At 59.3% G+C, this 19,725-nt stretch carries 13 protein-coding genes; 9 read left to right on the top strand and 4 right to left on the bottom strand.

Annotation, left to right across the window (positions count from 1 at the left end; translation table 11 throughout):
* Positions 1-748: 748 nt before the first annotated feature.
* The 4 genes from pilM (at position 749) to hemB (ending at position 7,991) form a co-directional block, all read left to right on the top strand.
* A complete protein-coding gene (gene pilM / locus TBK1r_RS10485) occupies positions 749-2,920 on the top strand; it encodes a type IV pilus assembly protein PilM (RefSeq protein ID WP_145209818.1) in 2,172 nt (723 codons plus the stop codon).
* A gap of 64 nt (positions 2,921-2,984) precedes the next feature.
* Positions 2,985-4,748 carry a hypothetical protein gene (locus TBK1r_RS38480; protein ID WP_419581200.1) on the top strand — a complete coding sequence of 588 codons (1,764 nt, stop codon included), beginning with the start codon at positions 2,985-2,987 and terminating at the stop codon, positions 4,746-4,748.
* Positions 4,749-4,846: 98 nt separating this feature from the next.
* A complete protein-coding gene (locus tag TBK1r_RS38475) occupies positions 4,847-6,967 on the top strand; it encodes a hypothetical protein (protein WP_419581199.1) in 2,121 nt (706 codons plus the stop codon).
* Between the two features lie 19 nt (positions 6,968-6,986).
* Positions 6,987-7,991, top strand: a complete 1,005-nt coding sequence (gene hemB, locus TBK1r_RS10470) for a porphobilinogen synthase (RefSeq protein WP_145209815.1) — start codon at positions 6,987-6,989, stop codon at positions 7,989-7,991.
* A gap of 160 nt (positions 7,992-8,151) precedes the next feature.
* On the opposite strand, the gene TBK1r_RS10465 is transcribed toward hemB, so the two are convergent.
* Complete coding sequence (locus TBK1r_RS10465; protein ID WP_145209812.1) at positions 8,152-8,652, bottom strand: GNAT family N-acetyltransferase; 501 nt, start codon at positions 8,650-8,652, stop codon at positions 8,152-8,154.
* Between the two features lie 182 nt (positions 8,653-8,834).
* Between TBK1r_RS10465 and TBK1r_RS10460 the strand changes: the two genes are divergently transcribed.
* Positions 8,835-11,822, top strand: a complete 2,988-nt coding sequence (locus TBK1r_RS10460; RefSeq protein WP_145209810.1) for a serine/threonine-protein kinase — start codon at positions 8,835-8,837, stop codon at positions 11,820-11,822.
* A gap of 203 nt (positions 11,823-12,025) precedes the next feature.
* Entirely contained in the window at positions 12,026-13,012 is a 987-nt protein-coding gene (locus tag TBK1r_RS10455) for a GGDEF domain-containing protein (RefSeq protein WP_145209808.1), read from the top strand.
* Positions 13,013-13,059: 47 nt separating this feature from the next.
* On the opposite strand, the gene TBK1r_RS10450 is transcribed toward TBK1r_RS10455, so the two are convergent.
* On the bottom strand, positions 13,060-13,593 hold the full coding sequence (locus tag TBK1r_RS10450; RefSeq protein WP_145209805.1) for a hemerythrin domain-containing protein: 534 nt from the start codon (positions 13,591-13,593) through the stop codon (positions 13,060-13,062).
* 139 nt (positions 13,594-13,732) lie between these two features.
* Entirely contained in the window at positions 13,733-14,692 is a 960-nt protein-coding gene (gene epmA, locus TBK1r_RS10445; RefSeq protein ID WP_419581198.1) for an EF-P lysine aminoacylase EpmA, read from the bottom strand.
* Positions 14,693-14,749: 57 nt separating this feature from the next.
* Between epmA and TBK1r_RS10440 the strand changes: the two genes are divergently transcribed.
* Together TBK1r_RS10440 and TBK1r_RS10435 are read left to right on the top strand one after the other, a co-directional pair.
* Positions 14,750-15,793 carry a ThiF family adenylyltransferase gene (locus TBK1r_RS10440; RefSeq protein WP_419581197.1) on the top strand — a complete coding sequence of 348 codons (1,044 nt, stop codon included), beginning with the start codon at positions 14,750-14,752 and terminating at the stop codon, positions 15,791-15,793.
* Positions 15,794-15,879: 86 nt separating this feature from the next.
* A complete protein-coding gene (locus tag TBK1r_RS10435) occupies positions 15,880-16,371 on the top strand; it encodes a DinB family protein (protein ID WP_145209795.1) in 492 nt (163 codons plus the stop codon).
* Between the two features lie 789 nt (positions 16,372-17,160).
* On the opposite strand, the gene hisF is transcribed toward TBK1r_RS10435, so the two are convergent.
* Positions 17,161-17,928, bottom strand: a complete 768-nt coding sequence (hisF, locus tag TBK1r_RS10430) for an imidazole glycerol phosphate synthase subunit HisF (protein WP_145209792.1) — start codon at positions 17,926-17,928, stop codon at positions 17,161-17,163.
* Between the two features lie 213 nt (positions 17,929-18,141).
* On the opposite strand from hisF, the gene purH reads away from it, so the two are divergent.
* Positions 18,142-19,710 (top strand): bifunctional phosphoribosylaminoimidazolecarboxamide formyltransferase/IMP cyclohydrolase, encoded by a 1,569-nt coding sequence (purH, locus tag TBK1r_RS10425; RefSeq protein WP_145209789.1) that lies wholly within the window; start codon positions 18,142-18,144, stop codon positions 19,708-19,710.
* Positions 19,711-19,725 lie beyond the last annotated feature (15 nt).

The raw sequence follows: 19,725 nt of genomic DNA, 5'->3' as shown, positions 1-19,725 counted from the left end.
CGTAGGATCAAAGCCGCCACGCCGAACCGGTAGGGAAAGGCAGTCAGGGGCTGGCCGAAGCGGCTAAAAGCGGCGTGTCCGGCGGACAAATAATTTGACGCCGGATACGGTCGACGGATAGACTAGTAGCGTGGCGGGAACCGGATCGGCAGCGGCGGAGCGATTTTTTCTGCCGCGACGATGTATTCTCGGCGGTCGCCGGAACGCGACCTGCCGTCAACGGTTCGGGTTCCTGAAATCATTCTTTTCTCTTATCTCCTGATCTATCCCCTCTCGCGAAGGTGCAGCTTGGAAAAGTTTGCCGTAGAAATTCATGGTGCAATTTTGGGGCAATCAGCACATTCGGAACGCGCAGGGTGGTGTAAATTCGACAACGTACCCGGCCGAGCGTGGAGAAGACGGCAGTGTCGGAGTACCCTGCCGGGACGGGATGCATTGCATTTTTCGACGTTGATTCGCAATCGAGTCTAAAAATCTGTCACAATTCAGCCAAAGATCGCCCAAGGATTCCCGTCATCCATCGTTTATTCCATTGTGCCGCTGGCACGTTCGTGTTCGACCCGGTCGCCCGCCAGAGCGGGTTGTCGGCGAGCGGTTCGAGCGGTCGTCACATTGGACAGCGAGACCGGTGGGGCACGAGACGGGCCACCAGTCGGGCCACCAGCCAACAGCGTGATGTCGCATGAGCTGCTCCCGCTGCACAGTCAATCGCCGATTTCACTCATCACTTTTTCGTTAGCGTTCAACCATGGCCAAGAGCTCTTCAGTTTGGGGAATCGAAATCGGACAATCAGCGCTCAAGGCGTTGCGTTGTTCGCTCGTGGATGACGAAGTTGTCGCCACCGCGTTCGACTACATCGAATACCCCAAAATCTTAAGTCAGCCCGAAGCGGTTCCCGAAGAATTGATTGCCGACGCGATCAATCAGCTGCTCGAACGCAACGAGGGGATGACTGACAAGATCTGCATCAGCGTCCCCGGCCAGAGCGGTCTGTCGAAGTTTTTCAAACCGCCGCCGGTCGAAGTCAAAAAGATCGCCGACCTGGTCCGCTATGAGGCCCGTCAACAAATCCCGTTCGAACTGTCCGACGTGGTCTGGGATTACCAGATGATGCCCGGCAGCATGGTCGAAGACGGTTACGCACTGGACAGCGAAGTCGGTTTGTTCGCGATGAAACGTGAACAAGCCAATCGCCAGTTGGCCCCGTTCGACACCGCCAATTTGGAAGTCGACGTCGTCCAATTGGCTCCGATCGCGTTGTACAACATGGTCGCCTATGACCGCATGGGCGATCGGCTCGACGGCGAAATCTTCAACTCGGACGAACCGCCGCCGTCCAGCGTGATCCTGTCGATCGGAACCGACAGCTCGGACTTGATCGTCACCAACGGGTTCCGGATTTGGCAGCGCAGCATGCCGATCGGCGGGAATCACTTCACCCGCCAGTTGACCAAAGACTTGAAGATGACGTTCGCCAAGGCCGAACACATCAAACGCAACGCCCGCGAGGCGGTTGATCCGAAGCTGATTTTCCAAACGATGCGGCCGGTGTTTAACGACCTGGTCACCGAAGTCCAACGTTCGATCGGGTTCTTCCGCAGCATCGATCGCAAAGCCGACATCACCGAGCTGTTGATCACCGGCAACACGGTCAAGATGCCGGGTCTGGCGGCCTATCTGGGCAAGAATCTGGGCTTCGAAGTCCACACCCTGGACCGCTTCAATCGCTTGGGTGGCGACGACGTGCTGGCCATCCCCACGTTCCGCGACAACGCGACGACCTTTGCCGTCTGTTACGGATTGTGTCTGCAAGGGTTGGGCATCTCGCAAATCCACGCCAGCCTGGTCCCGCAGGAAATCATCACGCAGCGGATGATTCGTGCCAAGAAACCCTGGACCGTCGCCGGGTTGGCCGTGCTGATGTTCGGGATGTCGGCCAATTTCTACTTCACCCAGAACAGTTGGAAAGAAAGCCACGAGGACCTTTGGGAACAAGCCAATGCCTCGGTGACCAACATGGAGAGCTATGCCCAAGATCACCGCGGCACCGATAGCGAACTGGAAAAGAAACTGACCTACCTGAACGCGGTCGGCGAAGAGATCACCGGTGATGCGGAAAACCGTGTCCTGTGGATGGAACTGATCCGCGGCGTCAATCAGATCATCCCACGCGGGGTCTACGAAGGCGTCGAACCCGGTCAGATGCCGAGCCCCAAACAGGTGCCCTACGAAGATCGGATCGATTTCCAAATCACGTCCTTCGAGACCAAGTACTTCGAAGACATCGCCGATTGGTACGAAAAGCGAAAGAAGCGATTCGCCGACGAAAAGGCTGACTGGGAGAAACTGATGAACATTCCCAAGGAGCCGGGCGCGATGGCCACCGAACCGGAACCGCCGACGGGGCCGTTCTGGGTCGTCGAATTGCAAGGCTATCACTACTTCAACAATCCCGATCGCGTCGGCTTGCACGGTAACAACCACACCCGCAAGTACCTGACGACGGCGTTCCTGGATCCCAGCCGATTGCCGCCCGATGTCGCCAACCGCGTCATCCGCCTGCCCGATCCGAACGATCCCTCCGCTGAACCGATCGAATACACCCCCGCCGAACTCGGCATCAGCTACCCGTTGATGCTGAACATCGAAAAGGCGATCGAAACGTCGATCCCGAACCCGGACTATGAACCCCCGGTTGCCGGCACGGTCGTCGCGACGACGGAGGTCGATCCCGATGCCGAACCGGAATTCTTCAAGGCCCGGCGGATGGACTTTTCGTTCCAATTCCTTTGGACCCCGACGACCCATTCGCAGCGAATGGAAGCCAAACGTTTGAAGGCCGAGGAAGAGGCGGCGTTGCAAGGCGAGGAGCCGCCCGTCGAGGAAACCCTCGACGATACCGTCGCCGCCACTCCGTAGTCCCGCGTCACACCACGCATCCGTTCAATCACTTTTTTCACTTTTCGCAACCCACGCAATCATCATGGACCAAGTCAAAGAGTACCTGGCCGTCGCTATCAAGCATGGATTCTGGATCGGCAGCTCGATTGTCCTGATCGGGGCCTTGACCGTCTGGTATCTGTCGACGAGTGATCTGAACGAAAAGACGGAATCGCAGATCCGCAAGATCGAAGGTGACGTTCAGAAAGTGTCGCAGTATCGCAGCGAGCTGCCGACCCAGCCGAACGATCTGTCTCATCAGTGGATGAACGAAAAAATCGAGATCCGCAAAGAAGAAGTCCTTCAGGCCTGGCAAAATGTGTTCGACGCACAGCGGGATATTTTGACGTGGCCCACCAAGTTGAAAGATGACTTTCTGATCGAATTCAAGTACGTCAAAGACCCCGAAACCGGAATCGTCGATCGCAACAAACTCAAACTGCCGTTCGAAAAATACGAGCCTTTCCCGCCGTCGTCCGACCCCGACCAGGTCAACCCCGAGCTGCTGCGTCGCTACGAGCAGTACATCGGCGAGACGCTGCCGAGTTACGCGGAAATTGCCGGCGCGAAATGGACCGCCGACTTTTCCAAACGCGCCGGCGGAATGGCGGAAAGCTACGGGATGGACGACATGATGATGATGGGGGCGGGACCGACCCGACAGGTCAAACGCAGCATCACCGGAGCCATCGAGGAACCGGTCGTGATCTGGAGTACGTCCAGCCAAGAGACGGTGCTCAAGGATCTGTTCCCCTGGCGCGGGGTCAAGGAGTATCCGTCGGAACTTGATGTGTACTACTCGCAAGAAAACCTTTGGATCCTGCGACAGTTGCTGCAAATCATCGCCGCCGTCAACGGAGGGGCGCAGCAATCGTTCGAAGCCGAAATCCGAGAAATCAAAAAACTCGCGATCGGAAAGTCGGTCACCTTCAACCAGGGCAACATCTCCGATCCGGGGTCACGCGTCACCGCCGGCTTTGGCGGGATGGGGATGGATGACATGGAAGGCTACGGCGACATGGACATGTATGAGATGGATAGCATGGGACCTGACGGCAGCGGTGGCATCGAGAGCGAAGGCTCCGACCCCGGCGACAGCCGTTATGTCAACACGGCCAACGAACCCATCGATGCCGCATCGCTGCGGAGTGCCTTCAGCAGCAACGACCCGGGACAAGTCGCGATCGCGGTAGCCAAACGCGTTCCCGTCATGTTGCACTTGCAAATGAACCAACAAAGCGTCGCCAGACTGCTGGCCGCCTGCGGTAGTGCACCGCTGATGGTCGATGTCCGCCAAGTCCGCGTCCTGCCCAAAGGAGGCTCTGCCAGCGGAGGTGGAGGCGGTGGCGACATGATGGGCATGGAAGACGAAATGATGGGCGACATGGGCATGGGAGGCATGGGCATGGGTGGGATGGGAGGCATGGGCGGTGGAGCGACCGTCGGAGCCCCCGAGGAATACCCGATGGACATGGAAGTAGAGATCTATGGACTGATCTACTTCTATAATCCGCCCAGCGAAGAGTCGCTCGGTATCGATAAGGTGAAAGACGATGTCACGATCGACGAATCTGCCGAAGTGATCGACGCGTTACCAGGTCCGACCGACACCGAGCCGGCGACAACGGCCGAACCGCCGACCGCCACACCGCCGGCGACGACACCGCCAGCGACAACGCCGCCAGCAACAACACCGCCGGCTGCAACACCACCGGCGACCACGCCACCGGCAGCAACACCGCCGGCGACCACGCCACCGGCCGCGACGCCGCCGACCGCAATGGCGATTCCCGTCGCGTCACCCTAGCGTAAAAACCCCCTCCTCCCCCGGCCCGTGAAACGATTGCGGGCCTGATTTTCGACCATTACCCGATGAACCAAAGTACCTGCTGACAGGGGAACATCATGGACGCCGATAAACTGAAAGACTTTGCCGTCTACAATTTCGAAAAGCTGATCGTTGGGATTGTGGTGCTGCTGTCCGCCTTCTTGGTCTACAGCGGACTTGGCAAGCCGATCATCACGGAGAAGCACGACCCGGAGCGTTTGGCCCAGAGTGCGACCGAAGTGAAACGACAGGTCGATGACGACCACACCGATGCGATCGTCAAAAACGAGGAGAATCCCCGCGAGCCGAAATTCGACATCGCGCTGGAACAAAGCAAGTTCCAGCAACCGATCAAATCCAGCCTCTATCAACCCGATCCATGGGATTTGTCCAAGGCGAGCAAAGAAAAGGTGCGCCGCAAGGATCCCGTGCTTGCCAAACCGGCAGCGGTCCGAACGACCGGCGTGATCGCGTCGCTGGCCTACCGATCGCAAGACGGCACCTATGCGTTAGTCGATCTTGAGCCCGCCGACGAAGTGGAAGTGGTGGAAGTCAAACCAAAACGCTCCCGACGAAGCCGTCGTCAGAACCCCATGGACATGATGATGGGTAGCGAAGGCGACATGGACATGATGGACATGGAAATGGACATGATGGGCATGGATATGATGGGCATGGATGAAATGTCAACGGCCGGCGCATCGGGGCCGATCCGAAAACTCGCCGCCGACAAGAACCTCGGCACGACGGCCAAGAAGACTCAGCACCTGACAACCGGTGCGGACCAGCCCCCCGTCCCCGGCATCGGGCTGTTCATTGCCGGGACGGCGGTGATTCCCCACAAACAGTTGATCGATGCGTACCAAGAAGCACTCTCCTACGCGGCCGAATACGATCCGGTCAAACGTGACCTGCCGCGTTACGTCGCCTACCAGGTTCAACGGGCCGATGTCACCAACAAATCCGTCGATCAATTGACCGATGCGGACTGGATCCTCCGCGATAGCAATGACATCACGATTCGGAATGCCGCGAGTTACTGGTCCGGCTTTGCGCCCGAGTTGGTTCCCGATGATTACCGAATTCCCGGCGTCACCATGTGGATTCCCCCGGTGTTGCTGGATCCCTACGCCAGTTTTGCCAACCATCCGTTGATTCCGTTGAAGACCAAACGTGCGCTGCTGGCCGAGCAGATGGAAAAAGAAGCCGCAGAGAAAAAAGCAAATGCCGGAGCGGTCGATATGGAACGATTTGAAATCGACATCTCCGGCGGCCAGACGCGATCCTACGGTGGCGGCATGGACGATGGTTACGATATGGACATGGGGATGGACATGGATATGGACATGGACATGGACATGGATATGGACATGGGATATGGCGGGGGCAGGGGCGCCGGCAGGTCCGCCCATGAAGGCAAACCCGCCGAAGAAAACCCCGTCGACTACAAACTGCTCCGCTTCTATGACTTTGCCTACATCCAAGGCAAAACCTACAAGGTGGGCGGCAAAGTCGTGGGGATGGACCCGAGAGCACCGCGGATGAATCGCCAGTACGTTTATCGCGTGCGTTTCGCCGTCAATGATCCCAACTTCCCCAAGTCGCCGGAACTGCAACCGAAGAGTCGCAATCTGGATCCGGAAGCCTACAAGCGTTACGTGACGCTGTCGGCCGAAGCCGAACAGACTCAAAAACGAAACTACAAACGTTGGAGCGAGTGGAGTGATCCGAGTGCCCCGATGTCGCTGCCGCCGGTCGATCGCGTCGCCTTTGGCAGTGTGAAACCCTACAAGCCGCGTGTCGTGAACGCCGGCAATCGAAGGATCGAGATCGAATCCGATCCGCCCAAGGCAGAAGTCGTGGCGTCGAGTTTCGATCCACGTCTCGGCGTTTTCGTGCCGGCCCGGATGGAGGCAACCGAAGGCACCGTGTTGAGCACCGAAGTCGAATCGGCCGAAGTCGTCGATCCGATCACCCTGGAAGTCAAGAAGACCAGCGAGCCGAAGGTCATCAAGTCGTCCGCAACGGTGATCGACGTCGAAGGCGGTGCACCGCTGGAAATCGTTGATGACGAAACCATCATCGAACCCGGAATCTTCTTGATGGTCGACAGCAATGGGAAGCTGCAAGTCCGGGATGCGACCGAAGAGCAGCGGGTCTATCGGATCCAATCCTTCGCCGAAGAACGTGGTCTGTAACGGATTAGACAGAAACAGGATGTACGATTTTGCACGCGGGCCGTTCCCGCGAACACGCCCGCGACGGCAACGCCGTCACGAATGGTCCCGACGTCTGGTTGCCGAATCCTCGCTCACCCCGAGCGACCTGATTTGGCCGATCTTTGTCCATCCGGGAACGGGGGCCCAAGCGATTGAGTCCCTGCCGGGAGTCGAGCGATTGGGAACCGACAAGATCGTGGATGCCGCCAAGCGCGCCTGCGATTTGGGGATCCCGGCGATCGCGGTTTTTCCGGCGACGCCCGCGGAACTGAAAACCCCCGACGCCGCCGAGGCGACCAACCCCGAGAACTTGGTCTGCCAAACGGTCCGCCAAATCAAAGCGGCGGTCGGCGACACGTTGGGAATCATTTGCGACGTCGCCCTCGACCCGTACAGCAGCCACGGTCACGATGGAATCGTGCGCGACGGAGACGTCGTCAACGACGAAACCGTGAGCATTCTGGCCCAACAAGCGGTGGTGCAGGCCGATGCCGGATGCGACATCATCGCGCCCAGCGACATGATGGATGGCCGCGTCGGTGCAATCCGCGACGCGCTGGAAGCGGCCGGCCACGTCAACGTTCAAATCATGTCTTACGCGGCCAAATACGCCAGCGCGTTCTACGGCCCGTTTCGCGAAGCCGTCGGATCCAAGGGCAACTTGGGTGGGGCCAGCAAGAAAACCTATCAACAATCCCCCGCGCAAGCCGACGAAGCCTTGCACGAAGTGGCGCTGGATTTAGCCGAAGGCGCCGATTCGGTGATGGTCAAACCCGGCATGCCTTATTTGGATATCGTCACCAACGTCAAACAAACCTTTGGCGTGCCGACCTTCGTGTACCAGGTCAGCGGTGAATACGCGATGTTGTCGGCAGCCGGACAACTCGGCTGGCTCAACCGCCGTGACGTCGCGATGGAAAGCCTGTTGGGGTTCAAACGCGCCGGTGCCGATGGCATCCTGACCTACTTCGCCCCCGAAGCCGCCCAGTGGCTGAGTGAGTAAGTCACGCCGTGCGTGACGGCCGGACGTAGGTCACGCCGTGCGTGACGGATGGAGGAGGTCACGCCGTGCGTGACGGATGGAGGTAGGTCACGCTGTGCGTGACGGGACTGGCATGCACAGCATGCCCTACCGAACTGGCATGCACAGCATGCCCGATGGTTCAGTCGGCCAATTCTTTGATCGTCTCGGTCCCCAAGCGAACAATTCGCCAGTCGGGCAGCACGTCTCCGCCGATCGACTGATACACATCGATCGCATTTTGGTTCCAATCCAAGACGGCCCATTCCATCCGCCCGCAATCCCTCTCGATGGCAATGCGGGCCAGTTTTCGCAGCAACGACTTCCCGATTCCCAACCGGCGAAACTTGGGGCGGACGTAGATGTCTTCCAAGTAGATGCCGGGTTTGCAGAGAAACGTCGAGAAGTTTTGGAAGTAAATCGCGTACCCGACCAACTGGCGTTCGGAGTCGTCTTGGTGAACCGTCTGGGCCACCAAGGCTTCGGCGCAACGGCGGACGAACAGCGCATCGTGCATGTCGTCTTCAGTGGCGGTCAATTGATGCTCCAGCTTTTCAAAGATCGCCAGTTCACGAAGCATCTGGAAGATTTCTGGAACGTCGCTGGGACGCGCCGCACGGATTTCGCAGGCAGGTTCAGGCATGGTGGGACAAAACGGGTTCGTTGAATCAATCAGCGGTGGGGGATTACCAGAAACGTCAGTCGAAACGTTTGGGGGCGTCCTACGTTTACGTAAAGCATCCCGATGATGCAGTCGCAGTCAACCGTGAAGTCCCCCAAACCGATTGATCGATACGTCCGGATCGATCGACAGCCAAAGCGAATATGGAAACGATCAACGGCCGCTTCTTGCCAGACGATTCAGAAGGGCCCCAGCATTCGCCGGTCACCCCGCCCAGGTCGGACCCGTCGGCAGACCCGCCCCACCACGCCGACCCGGATCGAAGCGACCATCAAACGCCGTTCGCCGACGAATCTGCGGAGGCTGATTCGTTGGCAACCGTTTGGGGAGCGGGCGCGTCGTCCGAACCCGAGCGGCCAACGGGCGAGCCTTCCGGACGCTCGGGTGCCGCACCTCGCCAGCGGGAAACCGGCCTGTCCGAGGCCGAATGCACCCTCGGTTCCGCTTCCGGCGGGCACCGCGAAACAGCGGAATCTGGCGAAGACGATCAACGCCGTGATTGTGATCGCTATGTCGAACTTGGTGAGCTCGGTCGCGGCGGCTGGGGTGTGGTTCAGCGCGCCCTCGATCGCCAACTACAACGCGAGGTCGCTGTCAAACGCATCAGCAATCCGGGAAAGATCCAGCCGAGCGAACGAGAACAGTTTCTGCACGAGGCGCGGATCACGAGCGGGCTTCAGCACCCTGGCGTGGTCCCCGTTCACGAGTTGGTCGCCGACGAATCGGGCGACACCTACTACGTGATGAAGCTGCTCGAAGGCGACACGTTGCGTCATCACATTCGCACCGCACATGCCAAGCAATCCGAACGCAAGTGGCTCCGGCACGAATTGCTCGAAGCGATCACTCCGCTGTTGCTTCGATTCATCGATGTGTGCAACGCGGTGGCCTATGCCCATCGACGCGGCATCATCCACCGCGATCTGAAACCCACCAATGTGATGGCCGGTGCCTTCGGTGAAACGATCGTCGTGGATTGGGGGCTGGCACGCTACATCGACGACGAGGACGACGGCGGTGAAACAACGGTCCAGGGGCCTGTAAAACAAAACGATCAATCGGGCAGCTATCGTTCGTCGTCGCCGATGGAGTCCGAGGGCAGCGTGATCGGCACGCCGACGTACATGGCGCCCGAACAGGCCCGGGGGGAACTCGCCTCCATGGGCAGCCACAGCGACATCTATTCGCTCGGCGTGATCCTTTACGAAATCATCGCGGGGACTCATCCGCACAAGGGGCTGGACCTCAAATCGGTGCTCCGCCGCGCCCGCGAAGGTGAATTCACGCCGCTACGAGAGATGCAGCCCTGTGTCCCGAAACCGTTGGAAGAGATCGTCCACACTGCGATGGATCCTACCGCGGAACGACGGTATTGCGATGTCGAAAGCCTGGCCGATGATGTGCAACGTTTTATGACGGGTTTGCGAGTGTCGGTCCATGACGAAACTCTGGTCGAGCGATGTTCCCGTTGGTGTGGGCGACACCGTGCACTCGCATCCACCATCGGTTTGGCGATCGTGGGGTTGATGATCGTCTCGGTGATCAGCGCGTTGGTGATCCGTTCGGCGCACCAGGCAGAGCGTCAAGCGAGAATCGAAGCCCGCGAAGCCCATCACGAATCCCTTGAACGTCTCGTCGATGCACGCGACACCGCGGACACATGGCTGGTCGATCTGAGCGGTTCCTTGCAATTCCATCCGGCGATGACGCCGCTGAGGAACGAGCTGATCGGACAAGCCCTGAAGCAATACCAGCGGTTGATCGAACAGCCGATCGATCCGATCGCAGATCGATTCAGCAACGAACTTGACGCCGATGCCTTTAAAACCAACACCCTGGTCTGGTTGGAACGCGTCAAGTGCCATTTGCGTTTAGGCGACCTGCATCGGATGCGTGGGCAGGCCGAGCAATCGTACGAACACTTTGCCAAGGCGGAGTCCATTCTGGCCGGCTTGGGGCATGCCGTGGATACCATCACACCGGTCTCGATGCACCGGTCGGGTGCCGCTTCGCCGCTTGGCGACAGTTGGTTCCTCCACGCGCCCTCGCTGCATGAACTTGTTTGCTTGGAAAAGATCAACACGACGATCGGCAGGGCGTTGGCGACCGAGTCGTCACCCACTCTCGCCGATGCGATCGGAGCCCGCGAGCAGCTTCAACACTGGTTGCCTTTTGAACCGCCGCCGGTTTCCGACGCCGCGCCCTCCACGTTCGTCGCCCGTGCGATTTCAGCTTTGGTCCGATTGGAATTGGTGATTGAACGCACCCAGGCATCGACATCCCCGTCTGCAAGACGTGTGTTTTCTGCGGATCGCTATCAGAACGCCGTCGGTTGGGCACGCTGGCTGGCCGATCATCGGGGCGATCCCTGCGACATGAAGCTGTACGAGACGATCGCGACCGAGCACGCCCAACGCTTATGCCGACGCGGCGATTTCACCGCCTCGCACCAAGCGTGGACGCAATTGATCGATCATCTCAGTGAGCGTCTGCAGTCCGCCGGCGAACGATCCGATTGGATGCAATCACTCGCCCACGCCAAATTGCGGCGCGCCGAAGTGGCCGTCCAGCTGGGACGCAAGGATGAGGCTGCGGAGGACTACGCCAGTTCGATCGAGGATCTGGAACGCACTTGGTTGTTGGCCGACGCCGACGAGTTCTTTCGCGTTAACCTGGCCACCGCGGAGAACAACCTGGGGCGATTGTGGGTCAATGGGAACGACCAGCAACGCCAACAAGCGAAGCAATTGTTTGCCCGATCGATCGCCACCTACCAACAACTGCTCAGCGAATCGGCGACTCCGGACATCCTGCGGCGGCTGGCACAAACCCACACCGCCATGGCCGAAGCGATCGATGCATCGAGCGACGGCAGCGAAGGCACCTCTGCCGGCAAGCAGCTTGAGCATCTGCAACACGCCAACCTGGCCTACGAGATCTTGCGTGATCAAGAGCTGCTCGTGGACACCGACCGACTCAACTGGGCCACCACGTTGGTCGATCGACGCCAGATCGATCCCGAGGCGGTCGATCCCAAAACCATCCGCACACTATTGGAAGAGATTGATTTGGAGGCGCTTTCCGGACCACAACGCGGCAAGTATCGATCGTTATTGGCGAGGTTGCGTTGATCGGTTCAGAGTGGCGGTGTTGAATGATACAATCACTACCAGCGCAATGACTGATCTTGAGAATCGTGGATTCGCGGCTGAAGATTCCATGCACGGCAAGATCGGGTGCGGTGATTGTCCGATTGTGACCCATCTTTACGGGCCCCATCGACACACTTCAAAGCGCCTTTCCAACTTGACGAATTGACATGATGCCCGCTGCGATGAATCCAGATCCCCTCAAGGGCGACACAAACCCCGATTGCTTGCTCGGTTCCCCCCAGGGTGTCGCCGGCGCGCGGAGTGGTCAGCCGGTGCAGCTGGAACCGGAAGCCACGTTGCAGCGTTCGCCAGATCAGTCGTTTGGTTCTCGCAACGATCAATCGTGTCTGGTGCAGATTTATCCTGCCGACGTTGTTGATGGGATGTTGCTGATCGAGAAAGATGAATTGACGATCGGCCGCGAAGCCGGTTCGGACTTGATGCTGAGCGACACCAGCGTTTCGCGTCAGCACGCCGTCATTCGTCGCACCGAAGCGGGCTTCGAACTCGAAGACTTGGGCAGCACCAACGGAACGTTCATCGGCGGCCGTCCGGTCACTCGTGTTCGATTGAATTCCGGCGACACGATTCGTTTCGGCAGTTTTCTATTCAAGTTCCTTTCGGCCGGAAGCGTCGAATCGCAGTATCACGAAACGGTTTATTCGGCGCTGACACGCGATGCGTTGACCGGGACGATGAACAAACGCTACTTGCTGGAAACACTTAGTCGTTCGATCGCCGCCGCAGTCCGCCAGCGTCAGCCGGTCACCGTGGTGATGTTAGACATCGATCATTTCAAGAGCGTCAACGACACCTATGGACACTTGGTCGGCGACGAAGTGCTGCGGGAATTCGGCCGGCGCGTCTCCACCGGCTGTCGCGAAGACGATCTGCTGGCCCGTTATGGCGGCGAAGAGTTCTGTCTGTTGCTCTCGGCGACCGGTGCCGAGGAAGCCTTCGACGTCGCCGAGCGGTGTCGCAAGGCCGTCTGCGACCAACCCTTCGAGACCGCTGCTGGACCGCTCAAGATCACCGCAAGTTTCGGTTTTGCGGTGCTCAATCAAGAGCACAGTGAAACGGGATTGGAGCTGATCCACCGCGCCGACGAGAAACTATACGACGCCAAACGCAGCGGGCGAAACCGTGTTTGCGGCGACGGCGTCGCCTGAGACACGTCGCTCTGGATCGCGCGGCGCTGGATCGCGCCGCGTACCTTTCAATCGCCGACGCCCAGGTCATCGTCAAAGCTGGCCAGAATCAGTTTCAACTCTGATTCTTCGTGGCTTTCGAAACTCGTTTTAAACGCCTTGAACCGACGCGTCAGCTTGTTGATGTGTTCGACGGCTTCGCAATTCAGTTCCAAAATCAGATCGGCCAGATCACGGATTTGTGAAAACAAGGTCGAGTGTTGGGCCCGCAGTGTTTCGGCGGTCAGGCTCAGATGTGGCGCGATGTCGACGGCATCATCAAAGTAACCATAAGCCTCTTCGAGCGAGAAGTGGATTGCCAATTGGTCTCTCAATTCGGCGAGTCCGGCGATCAATTCCGGCCAATGATTCTTTGCCGTCTCGGGGTGCGCAAACATCGGAATCAGGCGATCCCAGAGTGATTTCAACTGACGGTTGTCGTCTTTGATCTCTCTCAGAAAAGCAGCGTTGACGGTCAAACGACCGACCGGTTTGCTGGCTAAGCCTTCTCCAGATGATTTCCCAGCGGCGAGCTGGTTACTTGGCGCGAGCGCGTCAGACATCGGCATGATCCTTTTGTTTTGAGGCTACTTTCATTGTAACCACCAATTCCAACTCGCGAAGTTTTTTGCATGCTTTTTGATCGATCTTGGCAGTCTGTGCGGCCCGCCCTCGACGGGTAAGCACGATTGCCCAAGCTGGTCATGCATTCCAGATGGAAAACGGCATCACGTCTTCAATGCGATCGGCACCGACCTGTAGCATCAGCAGACGGTCCACCCCCAACGCCACGCCACTACATGGGGGGAATCCCGCACGCATGGCTTCGACCAGGGTCGTTTCGGCGGCGAGACGACTGCGTCCCGATGCCGTCCGCTTGCGGTTGTTTTCGGCGTATCGCGCCAACAGCACGTCGGCATCGAGCAGTTCGTCATACCCGTTAGCCAATTCAACCCCGCGGACATACAGTTCGAATCGGGCGGCACATTCAGGGTCGTGCGTCGACGGTTTTGCCAACGCGGCTTGCGACAGTGGGTAATCAGTCAACAGCGCCGGCCGTTGTTGCCCCAGCTTCGGCGCGATCCGTGCCGACAACAGATAGTCGAGCATCTGATCGCGATCCTTGGCGATCGTTGCCGCCAGCGACGCGTCCAGTTTCGCCACGTGATCGCATAAGTCGCCCATGGAAACATCGATCGGATCGAATCCGAGTTGTTCGACAAAGGCATCGCGGTAACGGATCGAATCATAGCCGTCGGCGGCCAGCATCTTGGAAACGAATTGGCCGGTCAGTCGCATCGCTGATTCAAAATCGCCACCGACTTCGTACCACTCCAGCATCGTGAATTCGATGTTGTGCAACGCACCGCATTCGCCGCCACGGAACACCGGACCGATGCTGTAGATCGAGGGTGCTCCGCCGGCCAGCATGCGTTTCATCGCTGACTCGGGAGACGTCTGCAAGTAAAACCGCTGGGGAAGACGCGGATCCGAAATCCCGAGCGACTCCGTTTCAACGGCCAACGGATCCAGATAGGCATCGACCACACAATCGCGTGACAGGCATGGTGGTTGCGTTTCCAGGAAGCCGTGCTCGTCGAAAAAGCGACGCGTCTGGCGAAGCAACTCGGCACGCGCCGCTAGATGGTTTACATTGGCCATGACCACACTCATGTTCTTCGTGGCATCACGTTCGTCCTTTTCCACGCGACACCCTTTGTGAATTCTTCTTCGCCAGATCGTTACGCACGCCAACGCCAATTCGCCCCGATCGGCGTCCAGGGACAAGACCGGATCGGACGCGCCCAGGTCGCCATCCTGGGGTGCGGCGCACTCGGGACGGTGGCGGCGGAATTAATGTGTCGCGCCGGCGTGGGCCAGATTCGAATCATTGATCGTGATGTTGTCGAGTGGACGAATCTGCAACGACAATCACTCTTTGACAGCGAAGATGCCCGTCTGGGGGTCAGCAAGGCCGAAGCCGCGTGTCGCAGGCTGCGGCAGATCAACGATCAGGTGCAGACCACTGCGGTCGTGACCGACATCAACGCCGGTAACATCGAATCCGTTTTAGCCGGTGCAGAGTTGGTGATCGACGCGACGGATAATTTCGGCATTCGGTTTTTGTTGAATGACTGGGCCCTGTCGACCGGCACCGCGTGGGTGCATGGCGGCTGCGTCGGGGCGAGCGGACAGGTGCGCCTGTTTGATGGAGCCGACCGCCCGTGTTTTCGCTGTCTGGTCCCCAACCTGCCGCCGGCAGGCGTCGTTGACACCTGCGATACCGCCGGCGTGATCGGACCGGCGACCCACGCGATCGCCAGCTTGCAGGCGGCCGAAGCGCTCAAGTGGATTTCGGGCAATCGACACGCCGTTTCCGAAGACGTGTTGTCGATCGATCTGTGGAACAACCGAGTCCGCCAAGTCAAACTCGATCGGGCCATCGCGCCCGAGTGCACCGCCTGTGTACGGCGCGACTTTGAATTCCTCCGCGGCGATGCCCTTGGCAGCAGCGAAGGGGCGTTGTGCGGACGCGACGCCGTGCAACTCAATCCACAGGGCGACAACGTGCAGATCGACTTGCAGGCCATAGCGCGACGTTGGGAAGCGATCGGTCCGGTCCAATCGACTCGCTTCTTCACACGATTGCAGGTCGATGAGACGACCCAGCTGACGTTGTTCCGTGACGGCCGCGTCGTCGTTCAAGGAACCGATGATCTGGCGCGCGCCCGATCACTTTTCGATCGGTTTGTCGGCAACTGAGACGTCCCCTCGGCGGCCTGGACCGGTATAAAGGCATCTTATCGCTTCGGACAACTTCCATCCCTCGATCCCACGAAAGGCTTCTCATGCACGGAAAAGATGCGATTCGCAGCGCGTACCAACTCAGCCGAATGGTCCTCACGTCCTATGTCAGTGATCTGACCGATAGCGAGCTACTGACCCGGCCGGCGAAAGGCTGTAACCACTTGGCCTGGCAGCTCGGCCACTTGATCAGCTCGGAGTGCGGATTGCTCAATTCGATCGCGCCGGGGGCTGCCATCGAATTGCCCGAAGGCTTTGCCGAGAAACACAGCAAAGAAAACACGGCGAGTGACGATCCGGCGGACTTCGCGAGCCAGGAAGAGTATTTGTCGTACTTCCCCAAGCTGCAAGAAGCGGCCTTCAACGCGTTGGATGCCCTCTCCGACGAAGACTTGGCCAAAGAAGCCCCCGAGCATCTGCGCCAGATCTGTCCCAACGTGGGAGGCGTGTTTGTTCTGATCGCGACGCACCCGATGATGCACGCCGGCCAATTCGTACCGGTGCGGCGAATACTGGACAAGCCGGTGTTGATTTAATCACGGACGAAGCGGGGCCATTCAATTGCGGGCCGAGCATCCCGGCGGACGTCGATTGTATTAGTGACGAATTACTCGCCGTACCGCGTTGTGGGAACGACTCGCGAGCGGCCACCGCTCCTGCGGCCCACACGCCAGCGGCGTGCCACATCAAAGCTTGGGGTCGCGCCCGCGCACCCCAAGTTCCTGTCGCTAACAGGCCTCCAACCCCAACGGGGTTGAACAGAGCAATACGGTTCGTCTGATTCACGCCGCCGTTTGCGCACCCCGGATTGTGCGGCGCCGTTTGTTGAACCCCGCTGGGGTTCCCCTGTCCTCTGCGCTCCCACCCGGAGTGCGCTTCGCGACTCCGGGCTTTGTTGTGGCACCGCTCTGCGGTGTGCACCGCAGAGCGGTGCCTGCCCAAGAGTCGCTCAGTAATACAATCGACGTCGCGAGGGATGCCAGCAAGTAGCCGGAGGTTAGCGCAGGGCCACCTCCGGGAGGCACGCCTGAAAGTCCCATCGACCCCGGCGGGGTCGCAGCGAATCAATCCGCCGGTGGTGCCGCAGTTCGCCTAGCGGAAAGAGATTGATCGGGAGGCTTGAACGTTGCTGCAGGCCGGATTCGAGAGCGCGGGCGCCATTCGCTTCGACACCCTCCGGGGTCGCGTCCGGCAGGGGCCGGATGTCCGGAGGTTTCGCTGCGCTCACCTCCGGCTACTGGCTTTGACCCCGTTCGGGGTCATGCCTGCGAATCCAGCATCCGGGCGAATCGCCGGAGGTCAACGCAGTCTCACCCCCGGGCAACCTACAGCCGCACCGGGATGCCGGCGTCGCGCATCACCTGCTTGGTTTCGGCGATGGTGTATTGGCCGAAGTGAAAAATGCTCGCCGCCAGTGCCGCGCTGGCTTTGCCTTTCAGGATGGCTTCGGCCAAGTGGGTCGGGTTTCCGGCCCCTCCGCTGGCGACGACCGGGATGTTCACCGCCTCGCTGACCGCGGCGGTGACGGGCAAATCGTAACCGTCGCAGGTTCCGTCGGCGTCCATGCTGGTCAACACGATCTCGCCGGCGCCGAGTTCTTGGACGGTTTTGGCCCAAGCGACAGCCTCCAGCCCCGTCGGTTTTCGTCCACCATTGATGTGGACCTCCCAGAACTCCTGGCCGTCTTTGAGCACCCGCTTGGGGTCGATGTTGACGACGATGCATTGGCTTCCGAAGCGGTCGGCGGCCTTGCGGACGAACTCGGGGTCTTTGCAGGCGGCGGAGTTGATGGACACCTTGTCGCAGCCGGCATTGAGCAGATCGCGGACGTCTTCGATCGATCGGACGCCTCCGCCGACCGTCAGCGGCATGAAAACGCAGTCCGCGGTCCGCCGAACGACATCCAAAATGATGTCGCGTTCTTCGTGGCTGGCGGTGATATCCAGAAAGACCAGTTCGTCAGCCCCTTCGGCTTCGTAACGGCTGGCCACCTGGACCGGATCACCCGCATCCCGCAAATTGACAAAATTGGTTCCTTTGACAACGCGTCCGCCATGCACGTCCAGACACGGGATCACTCGGGCAGCTAACATCGATCGGGTTCGGATTTTGTTTGGTGAATCAGAAAATACGGGGTGTGATCGACGTGTTATAGGTCAATCAGCGGTCGGCTCGAAGGGTGGCAACGGTGCGTCCGGTTGACCTTGAGGGATCGCGAATTTAATTTGCAACAGCGGTTTTGAGCATCGGATCCAAAACCACGTCGTTCCCCGTCGTCGCCCCTTCCTCTCTCAGGCTTCCCCCCCGTGTCAAACGTCACCCCGGTTCGAAACGCGCTTATCAGTGTCAGCGACAAGCTGGGCCTGGCCGATCTAGCGGCCGGATTGCAGCGAGACGGTGTGACGATCTACAGCACCGGTGGAACGCGTCGTCACTTGGAACAGTCGGGCATCGACGTTCTGGACGTCGCCGAGTACACCGGTTTTCCCGAAATGCTCGACGGTCGTGTGAAAACGCTGCATCCCAAAGTGTTTGGCGGCATTTTGGCGATCCGCGATCGGGAGGATCACATCGATTCGATCGAAGAGCACGACATCGTGCCGTTCGACCTGGTCGTCGTCAATTTGTATCCCTTTGCCGCCACCGCCTCGCGGCCCGGTGTCACGTTTGAAGAGTGTGTCGAGCAAATCGACATCGGCGGGCCGAGTTTGGTCCGCGCCGCGGCCAAGAACCACCGCGATGTCGCGGTCGCCACCAGCCCCGAACAGTATGGCGAGTTGCTTGAGCAGCTCGATTCCGGCGGCACGACACTGGAACTGCGGAAACAATTGGCCGCCGATGCCTTCGATCATACCGCGGCCTACGACCGAGCGATCGCGGATTACATGCGTGGCGATTCGATCGCCGGCGAGTTCCCCTCGTCGATGCACCTGGCACTTCGCCGCAAGAGCCAATTGCGATACGGCGAAAACCCGCACCAGCGTGCGGCGTTGTATTCCGATCCGACCATCCGCAGTGCCAATCTGGTTTCGGCCCGTCAGATCAGCGGCAAAGAACTCTCCTACAACAACTTGCTGGACCTCGATTCGGCACTGGAGATCGTTCGCGGTTTATCCAATCCGGCCGTTTCGGTGATCAAGCACAACAACCCTTGCGGCGCCGCCAGCGACATCAAACTCGTCGACGCCTGTCGCAAAGCCCTCGCGGGTGATCCCTTGAGCGCGTTCGGTTCGGTGTTGGGCTTCAACAAAACCGTCGACATGGCCACGGCCGAATTGCTCTGTGAACCCGGATTGTTCATCGAAGCGATCGTCGCGCCGGACTTCGAAGCCGGTGCGGTGGGACTGTTGACCACGCGTCCGCGTTGGCGCGAGAACGTGCGACTGATGCAAGTCGGCATTCTGGATGATCCGCCACCGGCGATTCAACGTCGCTTCATCAGCGGCGGGATGTTGGTGCAAGACGCCGACCGCATGACCAGCCCGCGGGTGCAGTGGGAGACGCCCACGCAAACCAAGGTCGATGAAGAACTCTGGGATGACTTGGTTTTCGGCTGGGAAATGGTCCGGCATGTCAAAAGCAACGCCATCGTGTTGGCCAACGACACATCCCTGGTCGGTGTCGGAGCCGGTCAGATGAGTCGCGTCGATAGCGTGGAAATCGCGATCGAAAAGGCGGGCGATCGCGCCAAGGGTGCGATCCTGGCCTCCGATGCGTTTTTCCCCTTCCCCGATTCGATCGAGGCGGCTGCCGAGGCCGGCATTGTGGCGATCATCCAACCGGGCGGTTCACGCCGCGATAACGAAGTCGTGGAAGCCTGTGACCAATATGACCTGCCGATGGTGTTGACCGGACGACGACACTTCAAACACTAGGCTGGACACCAACGA

This window comes from Stieleria magnilauensis (genome assembly GCA_007753675.1).
In the GTDB taxonomy this organism is placed as follows: domain Bacteria; phylum Planctomycetota; class Planctomycetia; order Pirellulales; family Pirellulaceae; genus Stieleria; species Stieleria magnilauensis.
Note: the sequence above shows the minus strand (reverse complement) of the source record. Positions and strands in the feature narration are given on the sequence as shown.

Coding starts and splice junctions, on each gene's coding strand:
- pilM (WP_145209818.1), top strand. CDS start 749: ATGGCCAAGAGCTCTTCAGTTTGGGGAATCGAAATCGGACAATCAGCG.
- TBK1r_RS10460 (WP_145209810.1), top strand. CDS start 8,835: ATGGAAACGATCAACGGCCGCTTCTTGCCAGACGATTCAGAAGGGCCC.
- hemB (WP_145209815.1), top strand. CDS start 6,987: ATGTACGATTTTGCACGCGGGCCGTTCCCGCGAACACGCCCGCGACGG.
- TBK1r_RS10455 (WP_145209808.1), top strand. CDS start 12,026: ATGAATCCAGATCCCCTCAAGGGCGACACAAACCCCGATTGCTTGCTC.
- TBK1r_RS10465 (WP_145209812.1), bottom strand. CDS start 8,652: ATGCCTGAACCTGCCTGCGAAATCCGTGCGGCGCGTCCCAGCGACGTT.
- hisF (WP_145209792.1), bottom strand. CDS start 17,928: ATGTTAGCTGCCCGAGTGATCCCGTGTCTGGACGTGCATGGCGGACGC.
- TBK1r_RS10435 (WP_145209795.1), top strand. CDS start 15,880: ATGCACGGAAAAGATGCGATTCGCAGCGCGTACCAACTCAGCCGAATG.
- TBK1r_RS38480 (WP_419581200.1), top strand. CDS start 2,985: ATGGACCAAGTCAAAGAGTACCTGGCCGTCGCTATCAAGCATGGATTC.
- TBK1r_RS38475 (WP_419581199.1), top strand. CDS start 4,847: ATGGACGCCGATAAACTGAAAGACTTTGCCGTCTACAATTTCGAAAAG.
- epmA (WP_419581198.1), bottom strand. CDS start 14,692: ATGGCCAATGTAAACCATCTAGCGGCGCGTGCCGAGTTGCTTCGCCAG.
- TBK1r_RS10450 (WP_145209805.1), bottom strand. CDS start 13,593: ATGTCTGACGCGCTCGCGCCAAGTAACCAGCTCGCCGCTGGGAAATCA.